Origin of the sequence: Bacillus sp. PDNC022, from assembly GCF_016919285.1 — a bacterium.
In the GTDB taxonomy this organism is placed as follows: Bacteria; Bacillota; Bacilli; order Bacillales; family Bacillaceae; genus Bacillus; species Bacillus safensis.
This window is the reverse complement of record NZ_CP070345.1, coordinates 493,817-512,730: the sequence shown is the minus strand read 5'-3', so window position 1 is coordinate 512,730 and position 18,914 is coordinate 493,817. Positions and strand designations below refer to the sequence as shown.

Below are 18,914 nucleotides of genomic sequence, written 5' to 3'. Positions count from 1 at the left end.
GGGCTAAAATAATCTTGATTTTAGCCCTTTGTCTTCTTTTCAGCGTGATAGAAAACCTTTGCAGTCTAGGAAGGGTGAGCACCGGAGCGGAGCGAATTTGACATTCATGAGCATCGGAGCGCAGACCTGACACCGAATGCGAGGGTTTGTCTACACGCTGAGCATCTCTTTAAAAGAGATGCTTTTTTCATGCCTGCGATTAAAGAGAAAATCCATTAATAAATGGATTTTGCTCCTGCTCCGTCTGAACAGTGGTTTCCCCGCCATGTCCGCTTAAAACAAGAGTTGATTCTGGCAATGACAATAATTTATGATGGATTGATTGTAGCAGCACTTCCTGACTGCCGCCTACTAAATCTGTTCTCCCGATGCCGCCTTCAAATAGCGTGTCACCAGAAATAACAAAGCCCTCTTCCGCCGAATAGTAAGACACACTGCCAGGTGAATGCCCTGGTGTATGGAACATTTCTAATGTAAACGACCCAATTTGAAGGGTTCCTTCTGACGTAATCAATTTTTCAGCTTCTTTGACCGTAATTCCATTCCCAATCAAACGAGCTGAACCGTTTAATTCAGCGTTCGTGAGCCATTCTTTTTCATTTTCATGTACATATAGCGGCACTCCCCACTCTTCGCGTACCTCATCTGCCGCACCAATATGATCAAAATGAGCATGTGTCAATAAGACAGCAAGTGGTGTGAGCTGTTTTTCTTTTACATAGGAAATCAGCTTTTGCGCTTCACCGCCTGGATCAAAAATTAAGCATTCTCCCTGCTCGTTTTTCCAAATATATGCGTTCGCTTGTACATAGCCTAGTGGCATTCTTCTCCAATTCATTTTCATCACCTACTTTATTCATTCTTTTTTATTATGAAGGCTATTCAATAAAAATTCAAACAATCGTCAACTGGAATCTACTCGACAAGCTTTATGAAAACGGTTAAAATGAAAAGAAAGGAAATCAAGGGGATTGATGACAAAGGGGGACTTTCACATGATGCTCGTCATTATTTTTGGTCTAGTCACGATTTTAGCTGCGCTCGGCATCTATCGCTCACTAAAAAAAGTGAACGTACTTGCCATCGCTTTTGCTGGCGCTACATTTTTGGTTTTTGGATGGTTCACTGTCATGACCATCATCTATAGCGGTTATCCAACTGCACATTAAAAAGCCTGCATTTAGCAGGCTTCGGATTGTTGACAAAGGGCTAAAATGATCTTGATTTTAGCCCTTTGTCTTCTTTTCAGCGTGATAGAAAACCTTTGCAGTCTAGGAAGGACGAGCACCCGAGCGGAGCGAATTGAAACATTCGTGAGCACCGGAGCGCAGACCTGACAAAGAATGCGAGGGTTTGTCTACACGCTGAAAGCCTGCATTTAGCAGGCTTTTTTTATTGATGTAAGTGCTTATTCACGCTTTCTAATTTGCTTGTAAGCGTTGTGGTTTGATCCCGTCTGTCATCGATGCGAATATTGGTCGCTACTCGGTGCAATCCCTTTTCAAAAGGGGCTTCATGAATGCGCTGAATGACCTCAAATAAAACAGATAATTCGCCTTCAATTAACGTATTCATCGGTGTTAATTGATATTTGATTTTCCCTTCTTGTTGAAAGCCTTCTAAAATTCTTTGTACATCTGCTACATAAGCACTGACACTTGGTGTTTCAGTGCCTATCGGAATGATGGTGACGTCTGCTATAGCCATCGTTTTTCCCCTTTCAATTAAATTCTTATGTTTTCTCGTCCTCATTGTAACCTATCCTCATTCAATCATGCCATGCTCACGTTGCATTTAAGGCAGGTTTGTCTCGTTCTATTGTCAAATCCGCTCGCTCTACCTTCCCGATCTTTGTAAACAGAAGCAGGCATATACCAGAAACAGCTTCAATGATGCCGCCAGCCGCAATGACATACCCAGACCCAAATATTGTTGCCATATAGCCGCCAAGGAGGGCGCCTAACGGAATCATTAAGTAGGAAATCATGTTGATGATCGCATACACTTGCGGCTGATCCTCAGCCTTTACTGACAATTGAATCATCGTATGTTCGGGTACGTTAACTGCACTAATGGCTGCTCCTAAAGCAAAAGCTGATATAAACACAAGAGGCAACAATGCATTCATGCCTGTGATGAAAAAGGCGATTCCATCAACGATCCCAGCGCCTATAAACAGCAATCCATACCGATTCACTTTTATCTTTGTCAAAACAAATCCCATCAAAAATGCGCCTAGTGCGGTTGTGACTTTGATGAATGAATAGACGACTGGTCCACTATGTAAGTCTTCAGTTAAATAAATAACAGACAATGCTTCCCATGGTGCCGCAGCAAAGTTTGAACAAACACAAAAAATCGCTAAGGGAAACAAAATATGATGACTTCTAACAAGTGAAAAACCTCGAATTAATCTTTTGCCGTAAGATAATCCTTTTTTGGCTTTATCGATGATGACTTCTGTTTGATATGAAATCATTAGCACCAATAAAGCGGACAAGAGGTAAAGTGGAATGATCACAAGCATTGTATAACCTACTCCTACAAATGCAATCATGACACCACAAATCGTGACCGTCACAAGTCTTACTACATGACTTGCTGATTGGATCGTTGCATTTGCTTTTTGTATGAGGTCCTCATGGACAAGCTTTGGAATAATCGATACAGATGCCGGTTCATAGGAGCCTCCTGTCGCTGAATGCAGCAGCATACAGCTAATGATGAGGACTAATGGTGTGAAACCATAAAAATAACTGACCATGATCACAAGGATAATCGCTCCTCGTGTTAAATCAGCAAAGCACATCCAAAATTTCAACTGATGCGGCTTCATCATAGGCGTAATAAATGGCCCAACAATTGCTTGAGGAACAAAGCTGACTGCAATAAAAAAAGCTGTCCCGATGGCCCCTTTTCCTCCTAGTACCAATAGCCATAAGATGGTGTTGAAAGATAAACTATCAGCCGTAATTTTGCACATTTTAGAAACAAATAAATAAGTGAAATTTCTTTTCCACAGGCTTTGAGCACTCAATAGTCGACATCTCCCTAAATCATATCCTTTTTTTTACATCCATATCTTTCACAATAGCTTACAAGAAAGCCTTCGTCAATTACTTCAACATTGTTTTTATTGACCATAAGCAATTGATTGTTGCTCCAATATGAAAAAGCACCAGACAGGTGCTTTTAACACTTACACGCTTCCCATAAAAGCCGCTTTGTTTTTTCATAAATCGAATCAAATTGATCCATGGAAAGAGGATTTTTCCCTAGACCAAGCTCGACTGTATAGCCTTCACTATGAAATTGATAAATAAACCAATCGCGATAGCCTGCATAGCTGTCGAGATATTGGATCGGTTTGTAGCCGCTCACTTGTTCGAATCGTTTGACCGTTTCTTTTGAGATGGCTGGCTCATGGCCAAGAAAACCCCAATAGATCTCTTCTCCTTGTGTATGAAGGGCGATCAGCCGGTCAAATCGTTTTCGCAACGCAAGATTTGCCATCGCTTTCGCTTCTGGTTCTGTTAATGGCTCTCGCCCAGGATAATCACGGTAGGACGGTGCCTTCGACTGATGACGATAATACTCGATTTCCCAATAAGCAGGGAATTGATTGTTTAAATCTACACCTCGAATATTTGCTTTCCATTCCCGGTAATCAGAATATCCACCGTTTAGCAGTATGAATTCTTCACGATGAATACCTAGTGACTCCGGTCCATTACGAACCAAATCCACCCCATCTGGATTGACCATTGGCACGATGGATAAAGCGGTGGTCTGGAGGATATGAACCGCCTCATAATGTCTTGCCTGCACCGGGTCAGACGCTGCTAAGCAAAGCGATTTCAGCCATTTTAATAAAACAGATGTCGTGATCCATTCATTTGCATGAAATGAGGCATTGAGATGAATAGAATGTAAATGTTGAACAGGCTCTGTTCGGATTTCATAAATAGGTGTATCAAGCACTGATTGGCCAACGACACTGATATGAAGAAAAGGAAATACAGCTTTCAAGCGGCTCAGCTCTTCTTCTAATTGAGCGCTATCATATTCAAATGTTCCATTGATCCAATCATCGGATTGCTGCAGTCTATAAGGTGCGATAAATCTCTGTACATCACCTATCGAATCAAATACATGGACTCCTTCTGGAAGTCTATATCCCGGTAAAAGAAGCTCATCAGTGCTTGATTGATTAGATAAATGAAAAGCAGCTTTGCCAATGCCAAGCTGCTTTGCCACATCATCCTTCCCTGTTTCATGCAGCTGCCATTCAATTTTTCCAAACGACGTTGTCTTCATTTACATCCCTCCTCTCATACTATATGAGCCGTCAGGCAAAAAAAGAAAACCTCTGCTTCTAAAATAGCAAAGGTTTTCTCATCTGTTAGGACGCCTTTTTCAGCTCCGTTTCACCTTCTTTTTTGGATGGTGAATGGTCCGGGCTGTTTCGATCATAAAATCTAAGAAGATCCCCGTAAATGATTTGATCAGAGAATTGAAGCTCCTGCTTCGCTTTCTCTTCATAAGACTGACACACGTTTTTATCATCTGCTGGCTCGCCTGTTTCTTTATTGTAGCAAACACCATCTGTAAAAATGCTGTCCTTCGTAATAAAGCTTCCATCACGGAGTACTGTAAAGTCATTCGTATCTTTCGATAAAAGGTCATGACCAAATTGAATTTGTTTACTTGTATCAATTCCTAGAAGATTGAGTACAGTTGGGCGGATATCGACCTGACCGCCTACCGTATCAATTTCTTTTGGATGTTGATCTGTCACCCCTGGAATGTGTACAACAAACGGGACTTTTTGAAGCTGCACTTCTTCAAATGGCGTAATCTCTTTATTTAAGAATTGCCCCATAGCTTCGTTATGGTTTTCAGAAATTCCGTAGTGATCCCCATACAAAACAAAAATGGAATTATCGTATAAGCCAGCTTCCTTCATCTTTTTAAAGAAAAGCTTAAGGGCTTCATCTTGATAACGCACTGTAGGGAAATACTTGTTCAGCGTTTTACTCTTTGAATCATATTCATCAATGAGCTTATCTTCTTCATCTAAATCAAAAGGGAAATGGTTCGTTAATGTAATCAATCTCGTATAGAAAGGCTGCGGGATCGATTTCATTAATTCAGCGGACTGTTCAAAGAACGGACCATCTTTCAGTCCCCAGCCAACCGAATTTTCTTCATTCACATCAAATGATTTAATATCAAAGAACTTGTCGTAGCCAAAGCTATCGTAGATAAGGTCGCGGTTCCAGAAGCTTTTGTTATTCGCATGAATAACAGAAGAATGGTAGCCCTCATCCTTTAACAGCTCAGGTGTCGCTGTATACTCATTACTTGGATTTGTGAAGAACACAGCCCCTCTACCTAGTGGATAAAGAGAATTATCTACAATAAACTCTGAGTCAGATGTTTTCCCTTGACCTGTTTGGTGGTAAAAATTAGTGAAGTTATAGCTCTTCTTGATCAATTTGTTTAAAAACGGAGTAATTTCTTTCCCGTTTAATTTTTCATTGATTACGAAACTCTGTGTAGACTCAAGTGATACAAGAATGACATTTCGTCCTTTTGCTTGACCAAATGTCTTTTCATTACGGTCCGTTTGATTTGCGCTTACATAGTTTTCAATTTCAGTTAAGCTATTACTATCAGCAAGAGCTCGTTGGGCGGACTGCTTCGATTGCAATACCCCATCATAAATATGGAAGTTATATAAGCTGATATTTTTCACCAGCATCTCACGGTCAAATGAGCGAGTAAGCAGTTCTGGTCTTTCTGTTTCAGCTAAACCAAGGTTAAAGAAAAATGTAGCTGCCACAAATAAGTAATATGCCGCTCGTTCTTTTCGTGAAATTGTGACATCTGTTCTAAAGGAAGGCTGTTTTTTATAGAGCCAAATTAAAATGATGATATCAACGAACATCAGTAAATCGACTGGTTCAATTAAAGAGGTAATACTTGACCCGAGGTCACCCATATTGTTTGTTTGAAATAGGACGGGGATGGTTAGAAAATCACTATAGAATCGATAAAACACAATGTTGGCTAACAAAATGAATGTCAGGATAAAGCTTGTCACAATGATATATCGATTGCGATTTTTTTCTTTGAAAAATAAACCGATACCGAAGATAAACAAGAGAAAGCTAAGTGGATTAATAAACAGGATAAACTCCTGCATGAAATTTTCAATTTTAATATTGAAGCTAGATTTATAGATAACATAGGTTTTGACCCACATGAGCAATGTCGCAATCAGTAAAAATGAAATCGCCTTTAATCTTTTCTTTCGCATTGTAACCTCCTTATGCTAAGCACGCACCTAGGCTCTGGATATACCCTAATTATTGGTGCTTCTTGAAAAATAACTAAAGTATATCTTATCCTGTATATGATGGAAAATCAATGTCTTTTTCCTTATGACAAACTTATGAATATGCTAAACATTCAATTTCATGCCTATCTATCGCTTTTTTTAATAAAAATGACATCATTATGACTTTTTGTTCAAGACAGCCATTTGTTTTTTGCCATCCATGCACCGCCGATGACCCCTGCATCGTTTCCGAGTGATGCAATTACCACTTCGACATCGTCTGCGCAAGGCGGGAAAGCATGTTGTTTCACAATGCGCTCTACTTTACTGCGAAGAAGTTCACCTGCTTTTGAAACACCGCCGCCAATCACAATTTTTGTTGGGTTTAAAGCACTAGCAAGATTCGCTAGGACAAGTCCAAGATGTGTCGTCACTTCTTCTACGACACGCATTGCAAGATCATCTCCATTTTCTGCCGCTTCAAATACATTCTTTGCTGATAGCGAAGCGAGAGTGCCAAGTGAAGATGTGTGCTGCTCGGTTTCTAATTTATCCTTTGCAATCCGGACGATGCCAGTTGCAGATGCGATCGTTTCAATACAGCCTGTTCTTCCGCAGTTACACGGTGCTCCTTGGAATGGAACGGCACAAATATGGCCAATTTCTCCGCCAGCACCTGTCTCCCCTTGAACAACTTCACCGTTTACGATGATGCCGCCGCCAACCCCTGTTCCAAGTGTGACCATCAGGATATTTTTTGCGCCATCTCCTGCACCCTTCCACATTTCACCGAGTGCAGCAATATTCGCATCATTTTCAATGACAGATGGAAGCCCCGTCTCTGCCTCTAGATGATCTTTCAACGGATAGTTTGTCCAGCCCAGATTCGTTGTTTTATAGACGATTCCAGATACTTTATCAACAGGTCCAGGTGCACCCATTCCGATCCCAATAAGTGCTGATTTCGGCATACTGATCTCAACCAGTTTATGGTCAATTGATTTGGCAATATCGACTGTGATCGTCTGCCCAGATTTATCCGTAGGAATCTCCCACTTATGCTGTATTTCACCATATAGATTAATGAACGCAAGCTTAATTGTCGTACCGCCAAGATCAATACCTACAAACCAATCCCCTGTCATATGCCCTCCACCTTCACATTGTTTTTCGATTTAATTTGGCTAGTTCCATTTGAAGAATGGTCATTGCATTTGACCATTCGGCCCGGTCAATAACGCCCGATGTATACATTTCCTTCAATTCGTCTGCCATAAATTCTAATTCTACTTCACGATCTCCGAAATACACATAATTTCCAAATCTCATGAGCAGCTGCTGTACATCATATAACGTTTTCATTGTTTCCACCATTTCTTCTCATCAACAGATAGGATAAGCGTATTCATAAATGCGCTTTCAGTCAAGTCATTCAACGTGTTTGACTATTTTCGATATATTGTTTCAACTTTAAAAATTGATCATTTTGAGGATCTTGTTTTAACGCTTTCTCTAATAAATCCTCTGCTTTCGCTTTCTCTCCTTTTTCTACGAATAACAACGATAAATGATACAGTTTATTTGGATCATCTGGATCTTTTTCAAGCGACTTTTGCAAAAATTGAATAGCTTTATCAAGACGGCCCTGCTGCGCTTCCGATAGTGCATAGATATGAAGTGCCTCAGCTGATGCATCTTGATCGTGCACATATTCCTCTAGTCGTTCACTTGCTTCGCTATATTTTTTCTCATCAAATAAACTCGCTGCCTCACTTGCAGCCGCTGCTTCCTTTTGATCGTCAGAATGAAACCCTGTATACAACCCAAAACCGCTAATAAAGAGCAAGGCAGCACTCGCAAGAAGCATTTTGACAGGCTGCACCTGTTTAGGCAGACGGACGGCTAATGCCGTGAAAAAACCGCCAACCAGACCGCCAAGGTGCCCTGCATTATCAATACCTGATACAGTGAAGCCTATTCCAAGGTTGATGAGGATAATGACAATAATATTTGTACCCATCGTCCGAAAGAAAAGCTTCCGGTTGGAGATGGCTAAATATAACAGTGCACCTAAACAGCCAAAGATCGCCCCTGATGCGCCGGCTGCAATTGCCGTATTAAACACAAAGCTCGCTATAGAGCCAAAAATGCCGGAAATCAAATAGATGAGCAAAAATCTTCCCGACCCATAAATTCTCTCAACAGCCGCTCCAACGGACCAAAGAGCAAAAGTATTAAAGAGTAAATGCGTCAAGCCAATATGTAAAAACATTGGTGTAATCAGGCGCCACCATTCTCCATCTAAGATCAGCACATTATTTTTAGCACCAAATGCTGTTAAAGTTGCCGTATTGGTACTACCGCCAGACAGCTCAAGTAAAAGAAACATTACTACTTGAACAGCAATCAGCAAGTAGGTGAAAATGGGTCTGCCATTTTGAAAAACAGCCAATTCTCGTTCACGCTGCTTTTCCTGATCATCAAATGCTTGAAGCACGTTTATTTTAAGCTGCATTGCATCCTCAGCTGTGTCTCGCTTCGCTTCTTCTACATCTACTGCAAGCGATGTATTCAGCCATTTTTGCAGTTCGTTTACATCGTTTTGAAGCTTCTCTACATTGAGCAGCACAGGAGTAACTGTCACCTTATTCTCTTTTTGCGGCTGACCGTTTAGGTCTTCCCAATCATCTACTGGAACATCAGTTGTAAATTGCAGCTGCAAGAGATGAAGAGATCGTTTACGCATAGCTTCTCTCAGCTGATTGATCCGGTATGTTTGCTCCTCGATATCTCGAACGATCTCTTGCCTAAAATTCACATCTTTTCTATATAGACGGATAAGATCATAACCTGAGTTTCGTGGTGCTTCAAAAAAAATTTCATTTTCTGGGTACGGACTTTGAATCATCTCGTATCCTTTTTGTCTTAGTTCATCAACAACTCGCCAAAATAGACTATCTATGACATTCATACATTCGCGCTCCATTTTTTACATTATTATAGCAAGAATCGTTCTTATCCGCATTTCTAAACAAAAAAATCCCGGCTTTTGCGGGATTAGAATGCTTGGCGAATAAATTTCGTCCGAAAATATGGAATTTTCATCAGCCATTTAATTAAAAAGTGACGTACTTGATTTTGGCCTAAAATCAAATTCATGAGCCGATAACGATTTTGCACGAGAACGAATGCAAACAGTGTGAACACAATGCTCCAAATCATTTTATTCATCATATTCCCTCCTATGTTCGTATCGTGGCTTAAATAGGATTTGTTTATGCATGAACCATCGTTTTTATCGCTTAAAAGGTCCCTTTCATAAGCAGGCCTTCACAATCTAATCCCTTGTTCTTTTGATTGAATATAATAGACCTCTCCGCACTTTGATTGATCATAAGAAACTTCAAATCGATGAAGGTCGATTAAATCCTTGAACGTATGAGGCATCTTACAATTCGGCTCTAACTCCTCCACCTTGTGCGGGAAGTAACTGTCGTATGGATTTGGTGTATGTACATATACAGCGTCGCAACAAGGGTCATGTTCGTGAATACAAATCCAAGTTTGGTATGGCTTTTCAAAACATATCCCCCGTCAGCTAAAATGCCTTTTAATGAAGAATGTTGATCGCTATCGTTCATATGACTTTTATTCATAAGCAAGCACTTTCACTCAACACAAAAAGCCCGTTCATACGTATAAGCAGCGGACTTTATTTTGGATATAAGGTACCTTTCTCACTGACCATGATTGAGACCGGGATGTCGTGCGTTTCAGCCGGAATATGCTCAGTTTGCTGTACTGACAAACAAAGGGCAAGCGTTTCACCGTGATAGTCAGCTAAGTAGCGGTCATAATAGCCGCCCCCATATCCGATACGGTAGCCTTGTCGATCGAAGCACACACCAGGCACAATGATCAAATCGATTGAATCTTTATGTACAGCGGCCGACGTCAGTGGGTCTGGCTCTGATAGCCCAAAGTAGCGGGATAACATTTTCGTTTCCGGTGTATATTCATAAAACGTCATCTCTTTTGTTTCCGGAAAACAGGTGGGTACACATACTGTTTTCCCCTCCTGCCATGCTTTTTCAATTAGAGGCATTGTCGGTACCTCTTTTCCTCTAGACATGGTAAGTGCAATCGTATTCGCTTGTTTCCATGCTGGCAGTTGAAACAAATGCTCATGAAGTAAAGCGGTGCTTCGCTTGAATTCCTCGGCACTCATCTCGTCCAGCTTGGCTAATGTTTGAAGGCGAAGCTCTTTTTTCACACAGATCATCTCCCATCATAAAAAAACAGCAGGAAAATTCCCTGCTGCTTACTTTGTTTCACGATGTAAAGTTTGTTTTTTATCACGTGAGCAATACTTTTTGAATTCAACGCGATCTGGATTGTTTCGCTTATTCTTTTTAGTAATATAGTTACGCTCACCGCATTCAGTGCAAGCTAGAGTAATATTTACGCGCATGTTTTTCCCTCCAAACTAAAATCAATTCACATTCAGACCTAACTATAATACCACTTCTAGCTTAGGAATGCTAGAATGTTTTTTCACCAATTTCAATTTCAGTGCAATCCGTCCGCGTTCTGATCTATATCGCACGGTCATTTCATGAAAAATGGCCTGCTCCCCTATAAAACGTCAATCTTTGTCGTACTGTATACATGAGAAACCCTCTTTTATTTTGACAGCGAGCAAGGTTTTCATACTCGTTTTTCATATAAAAAGAAAAAAGATGAAAAAAAGGTGATTTTTTCAGCAATTCCTTTTGAAACTAGCTTTTTTATGGTATAAAAAAGAAGGGTCGAAAACTGTCTGAAACAATCATGAAAGCTTTTATGGCTTTCAGCATTAAAATATGAATAAAAGGTGATGAAACATGGAAATTGCAATTATCGGATTGCTTGTTGTCAGTATCGTACTGATCGCATTCTCATATTTTCAAAGAGAGCCGATTAAAGAAGTCGAGCAGGAACTTGAAACACTTCAACTATCTGCAATGCAAGAAATCTATAAACTGAAAAAGAAAATGAAGGTTCTTGAAGAAGAATTGCTTGAAACAAACATCGTCGTCCGCAAACATTCAGAAATTGATCCATCTATCGCAAGACAAATCATTTCAAAGCATCAAAATGGCATGTCTCCTGAAGCCATTGCGCGCGCTGAGCATGTATCTGTAGAAGAGGTCAACATGATCATTAAAGACAACGAGAAGGTGCTTGTATGACGAAAAAAAGCATCCAAACGTTTGCGGCAGGTATGATTCTTGCAACTGGTGTTCTGGCGATCGTTTTTTTCCTCACTGGAAAAGATGAAGCGGCTGCTGATACAACAACAAAAGAAACGCTCGCAGCGAAAGTAACAGACACTGACGTGAAAAACTATTTAGACTCTAAAAAAGAAGTCTCCGTCAGCCGTGAAACATATCAGCAGCTTCTTGATTATAAAGAAAAAGCACTGAAGGCAAATGAAGACGGCGATTCTAAGAATGATAAAGAAACATCTAACAAGCCTAAAGGCAAATCGATCAAATTCGTCATTAAAAATGGGATGAGCACAAGTGATGTTTCAGACATGCTTGAAAAGGACGGAATCATCAACTCGTCTAAAGATTTTAATGATTACGTGATTGACGCCGGCTACCATAAAGAAATTCGTGCAGGCAAGTTCAATTTAAAAACAGGGATGACGTTCAAACAAATCGTCAAAGCCTTAACAAAATAACAACAAAAACCCCCTGGCGGCGATGACCTCCAGGGGGTTTTTATTATCCAAATCGACCAGATATATAATCATTGGTTCTTTGATCATTTGGCTCAGAGAACATCACATTCGTATCATTGACCTCAACAAGCTCCCCCATTAAGAAGAAGGCTGTTCGGTCTGATACCCTAGCCGCTTGCTGCATGTTATGCGTCACAATGGCAATCGTGTATTTCTCTTTTAATTTCATAATCAATTCTTCAATCTTTAATGTTGAGACAGGATCAAGCGCTGATGTTGGTTCATCCATTAATAAGATGTCTGGACTTGTAGCAATGGCTCTTGCGATACAAAGACGCTGCTGCTGACCGCCAGAAAGACCTAATGCAGGCGCACTTAATCGATCCTTCACTTCATCCCAAAGGGCAACATCACGAAGCGCTTTTTCAGCAATTTCTTTCAATTGCTGTTTGCTCTTCACTCCGTGAATTCTTGGCCCGTAGACGACATTATCAAAGATAGACTGAGGGAATGGGTTCCCTTTTTGAAAGACCATCCCGACGTTTTTACGCAGTTCCACTAAATCGACACGGCCTTTTAAAATATTGTCACCGTTATACATCATATCCCCGGTAATTTTCACACCTGGCACTGTTTTGACCATGAGATTTAAGGTCTTTATAAATGTTGACTTTCCGCAGCCGGACGGACCGATAATCGCCGTGACTTCATGCTCTCTAATGTCTAAATCAATATGCTTCAGTGCGTGATGCTGTCCGTACCAAAGGTTCATATCATTCACACGAAACACTTCTTTTTTGGCTGTTTCAGTTGCTACTGCATTCATCAAAATCCACCCGCCTTATCCAAATCGACCATTGATATAGTCTTCTGTTTTTTGCTGCGCAGGACGTGTAAAAATACGTTCAGTGGCATCATATTCTACTAGATCACCGTTCAGGAAAAAGGCCGTATGATCAGATACACGTAACGCTTGCTGCATGTTGTGTGTCACAATGACGATCGAATAATCATTTTTCAACTCTGATAGTAACTCTTCAATTTTTGCATTTGAGATCGGATCTAGGGCAGATGCTGGTTCATCTAATAAAAGAACGCTGGGCTTCATCGCAAGTGTACGTGCAATACAAAGGCGCTGCTGCTGGCCGCCGGATAATGACAACGCCGAGCGGTGCAGACGATCTTTGACTTCATCCCAAAGCGCCGCTTTTGTTAAACTTTCCTCTACCGCATCATCAAGCACTGATTTTCTTTTTTCACCTGCATACTTTAACGCGTGGGTAATGTTATTGTAGATTGATTTAGGAAATGGGTTTGGTTTTTGGAAAACCATACCGATCTCTCTTCTCAAATTCACCACATTAATACGGTCATCCAAAATATTGAGCCCTTCGTACATGATCGCCCCTTCACTTCTCGCACCTGGGATCAAGTCGTTCATGCGGTTAATGCTGCGTAAAAAGGTTGATTTCCCGCAGCCGGATGGGCCAATTAATGCGGTAATTGCGTTTTTCTCTATTTCAAATGAAATGTGATTGACCGCTCTTTTTTCACCATAATAAATGCTTAAATCCTGCACCTGTAAAATCTGTTCCGCTTGAAGTGGAGCCTTTTTTGCTGCAATCTCTTTTTTTTCTGCTAGCATTTGAACCATATCCCCTTCACACCTCTCTCATATTATTTTGACGTAAGCTTCTTATGAATAAATGAACCAAGCCATCTAGCTCCTAAGTTGAATACTAAAACTGAAAGCACAAGTACGGCTGAGGCACCATTTGCAATGGCCTCTGCATCTGGAATAATTCCTTGTGTATTGACGCTCCATATATGAACGGCTAATGTTTCTGCCGGTCTAAAAATATTCAGCGGTGACGTATCAGAAAATGGACTCCAGTTTGTAAAATCAAGACGCGGTGTGGTGAGACCTGCTGTGAAAAGAAGCGCTGCTGCCTCGCCGAAGACTCTTCCAGATGCTAAAATCGCACCGGTAATAATAGAAGGAATCGCACCTGGAATCAGGACCGTCTTCACTGTATGCCATTTTGTCACACCAAGGGCAAGTGATGCTTCCTTTTGATCCTTCGGTACAGAGCGAAGTGCGTCTTCTGTCACCCTAACCATCACTGGCAGGTTAAACACCGTAAGCGCAAGAGCTCCTCCGATGATTGTATAGCCCCATCCTGTTAAATTGACAAACATAAGTAAACCAAACATACCAATGACAATGGAAGGAAGTGAAGACAACACTTCGATACACGTGCGAATAAAATCAGTGACTTTGTTTTGAGGCGCATATTCAGCCATGTACACTCCGCCCCCGACACCAAGCGGTACTGTGATCATCATTGTAATAAACAAAATGTAAAACGAGTTAAACAACTGATCCCTAATGCCGCCGCCAGAGCCAATTGCACTTGAGCGGGTTGTCAAAAAGTCAAAATTTAATTCTTTTGCACCGTTGAAAATGATATAAGAAAACAAACCAATTAGGATCGCCGTAATAATGGCGGCACATAATCCAAAAACAAACGTGGCAAAACGATCAGTCATTTTGCTATTCATTAAATCTTCCTCCTAGACGACAAGTATCTGATAATGAGAATGAACATAAACGATACAACTAGAAGGACAAGACCCATTGACCAAAGTGTATTGTTTTCAACACTTCCATACGTTGTGTGACCCATGTTTAACGTAATAATGGTTGTTAATGTACCAGCTGTATCCATAATGCTCTCTGGTAAATTACGCGTGTTTCCAATGACCATCTGAACGGCAAGGGCCTCACCAAATGCTCTTGCCATTCCAAGCACAACCGCTGTCATTAACGTCGGAAACGCTGCTGGCACAAGAACACGTCGGATCGTTTGCCATCTTGTTGCGCCTAATGCATATGATCCTTCGCGTAAACTTTTTGGAAGTGATGCCATTGCATCAGTTGCAATAGATGTAACGGTTGGCAAAATCATAATAGACAGAACGATCGTTCCTGCTAACAAACTGTGCCCTGAGCCGCTTGACTTGAATTGTCCAATAAACGGCACTAATACTGTAAGACCTATGAATCCGTAAACAACGGATGGAATCCCTACAAGCAATTCAATGACTGGCTGGAGAATTTTACGTCCCCATGCAGGTGCAATTTCTGTCATAAAGATCGCTCCTGCGATGCCTAGCGGCGCTGCAATAAGTGCCGATAGAAGCGTGACGGCAATTGATCCAAAGATAAAAGGAAATGCGCCGTACTCCGGGTTTTCTGCTGTTGGGTTCCAATTGATACTGGTTAAGAACTCAATTGGGCTTACACCATTTACGATGAAAGATTGTAAACCCTTAATGCCAAGGAAGATGGTGATGGCGATGGATACTGCAATCATTAAGAATGCGCAGAATCTCACCAAAATACTTCCTCTTACTTCATCCATTTGCCTATTTTTCTTCGAGCTGATCAGTCGATCGCTCGCTTCTGTATGTTCTATCTGCTTCATCTTTTTCTACACTCCTATGAATGTCATAAAAGGAAAAGTGAAATGCTCCACTTTTCCTTCATCAGCAATTCAAGACCTCTTACTTATCTGATTGTTTGCCTGCTGCGTCTCTTTCTACTTTCATATTAGAAACTGAGATGTAGCCTTGGTCTTTGACGATTTCTTTTTGTACTTCGTCACTCATAAGGTAATCTAAGAATTGTTTTGCTAGACCTTCCGGCTCACCTTTTGTATAAGAGTGCTCGTATGCCCAAATTGTATATTTACCGCTTTCTACATTGCTTTCTTCCGGTTTCACACCATCAATGCTAAGCGGTGTAATTTTATCTTCCTTTAAATAAGAAAATGCTAGGTATCCAATTGCACCTGGTGTTTCTGCAATGATTTTTTGCACATTATTTGAAGATTCTTCTGTAATACCTTCTGCAGGTGTTGCGCCATCAAGTGCATATTTCACAAACGTTGCACGAGTTCCTGAAGAATCAGGTCTGTTAACAAGCGTGATTTTTTGGTCTTTCCCACCAAGCTCTTTCCAGTTTTTGATTTTACCAGTGAAGATTTTTTTCAATTCGTCCTTTGTGATGTCTTTGACACCCACTTCAGGGTTTACAGCTGCGGCCATTCCAACAACTGCTACTTTGTGGTCTTTTAAAGCTTTTGCGTCGATTCCGTCTTTCTCTTCAGCGAATACATCTGAGTTACCAATTTGTACAGATCCTTCTGATACTTGAGAAAGGCCTGCTCCAGAACCGCCGGCTTGTACTTGAATATCGGCTTTTGGATGTTTATCCATGAATTTTTCTGCTGCCGCAAGAACTAAAGGCTGCATCGCAGATGATCCTGAGATGGTAATGGAACCTGATGCCTCATCTTTGTTTGAAGCATTTCCTTTACTGTCTTTTGAATCTCCGCTTGAGCTGCTGTTTCCGCATGCTGTGACGAATGCTAACAATGCGATAGTAAGGAAAGTAAGCAGCCATAATTTGTTCTTTTTCATTTCAAGAATACCCCCTGAATAATTTGTCCTACGAGTAATACATTAAAGGTTCTTTATTAATTTCGTTTAAATGGAATGTTAAGGTTTTGTAAATGTCGAAGTTTTGTAGAGAAATTGCGGCGTTTTTTATGAATTTTGTCAATTTATATCGGAGTTTTTGAAGAAAACGTAAAAAAACGCCCACAAAAAGTGAGCGTTTTTACCTATGAAAGGTCTAGTTATTTGTTTCTGCTTCATTTTCAATTTTGTTTTTGTTTTTCGCCTGTGTATCATTGCTTTCCTGTTTTGATTTCAGTTCAAAGTACTTGTCTAATACTTGTTCACCAATATCATTTGTAATTGGATATCGCTGGTTGTAGTCTTGATACACCCATGGCACGACAACAGAAATGGCCACTTCTGGATTATCAGCAGGCGCATACGCTACAAGAGTTGTGTTATACGTCGGTGTACCGCGCTTGCTTTTAATTGGACCGTCATAGAATGATTGAGCGGTTCCTGTTTTGCCTGCTGGATTATACTTTTTGTTGCCAAAGTTTGAATAGGCTGTCCCTCTTGGGTTCTGCATGACAAGCTTAAAGCCTTGCTGGACACGCTTGATTTCATCACTTGTCATGTCTAGCTTATTCAATACATCTGGTTTGACGGATTCCGTTACAGCTCCAATACCGCGCTGCGGATCTGGCTCTCTTACTTCTTTGACAAGCTGCGGACGTAAACGATACCCGCCATTTGCAATGGTTGAAACGTATTGCGCCATTTGCAGCGGTGTAAATGTATCATACTGTCCAATCGCATAGTCAAGTAAAAGGCCCGATTGTGTAGACGATCCTCTGTAGCCTGTTGCTTCGTTTGGCAGGTCAATACCTGTTTTAACTCCAAGGCCAAATTTACTAAAATTGTAGCGGAACGTATCAAATGCTTTCGGATCAATTGGGAGCGGCTGATTCTTACGATATTCGCTTTTCCCAATGGCGATTGCTGTTTTAAACATATACACGTTTGATGAACGCTCTAGTGCTGTTAAATCATTAATGAGTCCCATATTTTGATAGGATTTCTTTGGCGGTGACTGGGCGATATAGAGGGGTTCATCGTATTGGGTACTTCCAATATGAATAGCGCCTGTTTTATATCCAGTCAGTACCGTTGCCCCTTTTACGGCTGATCCCATCGCATATGAGGAAGTCATCGTTCCTAAAGAGTAGTCATCGAATTTGTATTTTCCGTTTTTGTTAGAAATCTGCTTACCCGCAACAGAAAGAACCTCTCCGTTTCTTGGGTCCATCATGACAACAAATGCGCGATCAAGAAGCTCAGTTCCCCCTCTTTGTTTCGCACTTCTCAAGTTCTTTTCAATAATTTTTTCAACCGCTTTTTGCAGCTGAATATCAATTGTAAGCACAAGGTCTTTCCCGCTCTTACCTTCTGTTAACACTTTAGAGCTTGTGACATTGCCCTGTTTATCCGTTGTACTTTGTTCTTTTTCCTTTTGGCCCTGCAGGACATCTTCATATTGATATTCAAGATAGCTTTTTCCTACACGGTCATTTCGGCTGTAGCCGAGTGATAGATAATGCTCAAGAAGTGACTGCGGAAGACCTTCATCACTCGAAGACACACTGCCGAGCATACTGCGGAGCAGTCCTTTATACGGATAGCTGCGTGACCAGTCTGTCGTCACATCAACACCTGGCAGCTCGTCCAAATGCTCAGAGACATAAGCAATTTCACTTGGCTTTACATCTTCATTTTTAATAAATTGAGGCGTCAGTGCATAACCTGCATCCATCTGCCTTTTAATGGCAAGCACTTGTAAATCTTTTTTCGTCAGTTGATTTAATTCCTTGTCTGTGATGCGTTTTAACTGAAGCTCATATAGTTTATCATCAGAGACCTTATCGTCACCCTTTAATTCTGATTCCTTTTGAACAAGCTTTTTCGATTCATTCGGATGCGTTAAGATCCAGAAATCTTTTTTGTCACGATCTGTGATTTTTTTCGTACTCACATGAATCATATCCGCTAATTTTGATGCCACTTTGAGCCGCTCTTCTTGTGAAGTCGTCGAGGTTCTCGTATATGTAATGGCATTTAGTGCTTTATTGCTGACAATCGTATTGTAGTTTCGGTCGTAAATTTTTCCGCGCGGAGCAGATGAGCTGACATTCACATCCTCTTGTTTTTCTGCCTGCTTTTTATAATCTTCTCCATTGACTATTTGCACAAACCCGAGTCTAACGACAACGCCGGTAAAAATAATAAACGCAGCTAAAAATAATAAATTCAGCCGGATCGGAAGTGTTTTGCGCCCTTCCTTCGCGTCTTTTTTGTTTTTCTTGTTTCTCATCACATCAC

The 18,914-nt window shown here is 40.8% G+C and carries 20 protein-coding genes; 3 read left to right on the top strand and 17 right to left on the bottom strand.

Features of this window, described 5'->3' with window-relative positions:
- Positions 1 to 199 precede the first annotated feature (199 nt).
- Complete coding sequence (locus JVX94_RS02695) at positions 200 to 838, bottom strand: MBL fold metallo-hydrolase (RefSeq protein WP_095409008.1); 639 nt, start codon at positions 836 to 838, stop codon at positions 200 to 202.
- A gap of 157 nt (positions 839 to 995) precedes the next feature.
- Between JVX94_RS02695 and JVX94_RS02690 the strand changes: the two genes are divergently transcribed.
- A complete protein-coding gene (locus tag JVX94_RS02690) occupies positions 996 to 1,169 on the top strand; it encodes a DUF2759 domain-containing protein (protein ID WP_003217333.1) in 174 nt (57 codons plus the stop codon).
- 223 nt (positions 1,170 to 1,392) lie between these two features.
- Here the strand turns inward: JVX94_RS02690 and JVX94_RS02685 are convergent, their stop codons facing one another.
- The 10 genes from JVX94_RS02685 to rpmG form a co-directional block, all read right to left on the bottom strand.
- Positions 1,393 to 1,707, bottom strand: a complete 315-nt coding sequence (locus JVX94_RS02685) for an MTH1187 family thiamine-binding protein (protein WP_048238883.1) — start codon at positions 1,705 to 1,707, stop codon at positions 1,393 to 1,395.
- 76 nt (positions 1,708 to 1,783) lie between these two features.
- The gene (locus JVX94_RS02680; RefSeq protein ID WP_095409009.1) at positions 1,784 to 3,037 is read right to left on the bottom strand and encodes an MFS transporter; all 1,254 of its coding nucleotides are present in this window, start codon (positions 3,035 to 3,037) and stop codon (positions 1,784 to 1,786) included.
- Between the two features lie 155 nt (positions 3,038 to 3,192).
- Positions 3,193 to 4,317, bottom strand: a complete 1,125-nt coding sequence (locus JVX94_RS02675) for a M14 family zinc carboxypeptidase (RefSeq protein WP_144471100.1) — start codon at positions 4,315 to 4,317, stop codon at positions 3,193 to 3,195.
- Between the two features lie 85 nt (positions 4,318 to 4,402).
- Positions 4,403 to 6,322, bottom strand: a complete 1,920-nt coding sequence (locus JVX94_RS02670; protein ID WP_095409011.1) for an LTA synthase family protein — start codon at positions 6,320 to 6,322, stop codon at positions 4,403 to 4,405.
- Positions 6,323 to 6,534: 212 nt separating this feature from the next.
- Complete coding sequence (locus JVX94_RS02665; protein WP_048238887.1) at positions 6,535 to 7,488, bottom strand: ROK family glucokinase; 954 nt, start codon at positions 7,486 to 7,488, stop codon at positions 6,535 to 6,537.
- 13 nt (positions 7,489 to 7,501) lie between these two features.
- The gene (locus JVX94_RS02660) at positions 7,502 to 7,705 is read right to left on the bottom strand and encodes a YqgQ family protein (protein ID WP_144471102.1); all 204 of its coding nucleotides are present in this window, start codon (positions 7,703 to 7,705) and stop codon (positions 7,502 to 7,504) included.
- A 70-nt stretch (positions 7,706 to 7,775) separates the two neighbouring features.
- Positions 7,776 to 9,314, bottom strand: coding sequence for a rhomboid family intramembrane serine protease (locus JVX94_RS02655; protein WP_197198257.1), 1,539 nt, complete (start codon positions 9,312 to 9,314; stop codon positions 7,776 to 7,778).
- An 86-nt stretch (positions 9,315 to 9,400) separates the two neighbouring features.
- Positions 9,401 to 9,574 (bottom strand): hypothetical protein, encoded by a 174-nt coding sequence (locus JVX94_RS02650; protein WP_162473402.1) that lies wholly within the window; start codon positions 9,572 to 9,574, stop codon positions 9,401 to 9,403.
- 481 nt (positions 9,575 to 10,055) lie between these two features.
- Positions 10,056 to 10,616, bottom strand: coding sequence for a 5-formyltetrahydrofolate cyclo-ligase (locus tag JVX94_RS02645; RefSeq protein WP_203128616.1), 561 nt, complete (start codon positions 10,614 to 10,616; stop codon positions 10,056 to 10,058).
- Between the two features lie 48 nt (positions 10,617 to 10,664).
- A complete protein-coding gene (gene rpmG, locus JVX94_RS02640) occupies positions 10,665 to 10,814 on the bottom strand; it encodes a 50S ribosomal protein L33 (protein ID WP_008360061.1) in 150 nt (49 codons plus the stop codon).
- 412 nt (positions 10,815 to 11,226) lie between these two features.
- On the opposite strand from rpmG, the gene JVX94_RS02635 reads away from it, so the two are divergent.
- Entirely contained in the window at positions 11,227 to 11,574 is a 348-nt protein-coding gene (locus JVX94_RS02635) for a hypothetical protein (RefSeq protein WP_060697348.1), read from the top strand.
- Positions 11,571 to 12,071 (top strand): endolytic transglycosylase MltG, encoded by a 501-nt coding sequence (locus JVX94_RS02630; RefSeq protein WP_111292698.1) that lies wholly within the window; start codon positions 11,571 to 11,573, stop codon positions 12,069 to 12,071. Before JVX94_RS02635 ends, JVX94_RS02630 begins: the two co-directional genes overlap by 4 nt.
- 43 nt (positions 12,072 to 12,114) lie before the next feature.
- Here the strand turns inward: JVX94_RS02630 and pstB (JVX94_RS02625) are convergent, their stop codons facing one another.
- The 6 genes from pstB (JVX94_RS02625) to JVX94_RS02600 form a co-directional block, all read right to left on the bottom strand.
- Positions 12,115 to 12,897, bottom strand: coding sequence for a phosphate ABC transporter ATP-binding protein PstB (gene pstB, locus JVX94_RS02625; RefSeq protein ID WP_041106885.1), 783 nt, complete (start codon positions 12,895 to 12,897; stop codon positions 12,115 to 12,117).
- Between the two features lie 15 nt (positions 12,898 to 12,912).
- A complete protein-coding gene (gene pstB / locus JVX94_RS02620) occupies positions 12,913 to 13,725 on the bottom strand; it encodes a phosphate ABC transporter ATP-binding protein PstB (protein WP_034280171.1) in 813 nt (270 codons plus the stop codon).
- 23 nt (positions 13,726 to 13,748) lie between these two features.
- Positions 13,749 to 14,633, bottom strand: a complete 885-nt coding sequence (pstA, locus tag JVX94_RS02615) for a phosphate ABC transporter permease PstA (protein WP_095409018.1) — start codon at positions 14,631 to 14,633, stop codon at positions 13,749 to 13,751.
- Entirely contained in the window at positions 14,633 to 15,559 is a 927-nt protein-coding gene (gene pstC / locus JVX94_RS02610) for a phosphate ABC transporter permease subunit PstC (RefSeq protein WP_041086203.1), read from the bottom strand. The genes pstA and pstC overlap by 1 nt, the downstream gene beginning before the upstream one ends.
- Positions 15,560 to 15,638: 79 nt before the next feature.
- Complete coding sequence (locus JVX94_RS02605; protein WP_041086205.1) at positions 15,639 to 16,556, bottom strand: phosphate ABC transporter substrate-binding protein; 918 nt, start codon at positions 16,554 to 16,556, stop codon at positions 15,639 to 15,641.
- Positions 16,557 to 16,770: 214 nt separating this feature from the next.
- Positions 16,771 to 18,906, bottom strand: coding sequence for a peptidoglycan D,D-transpeptidase FtsI family protein (locus JVX94_RS02600; RefSeq protein WP_205184474.1), 2,136 nt, complete (start codon positions 18,904 to 18,906; stop codon positions 16,771 to 16,773).
- Positions 18,907 to 18,914 lie beyond the last annotated feature (8 nt).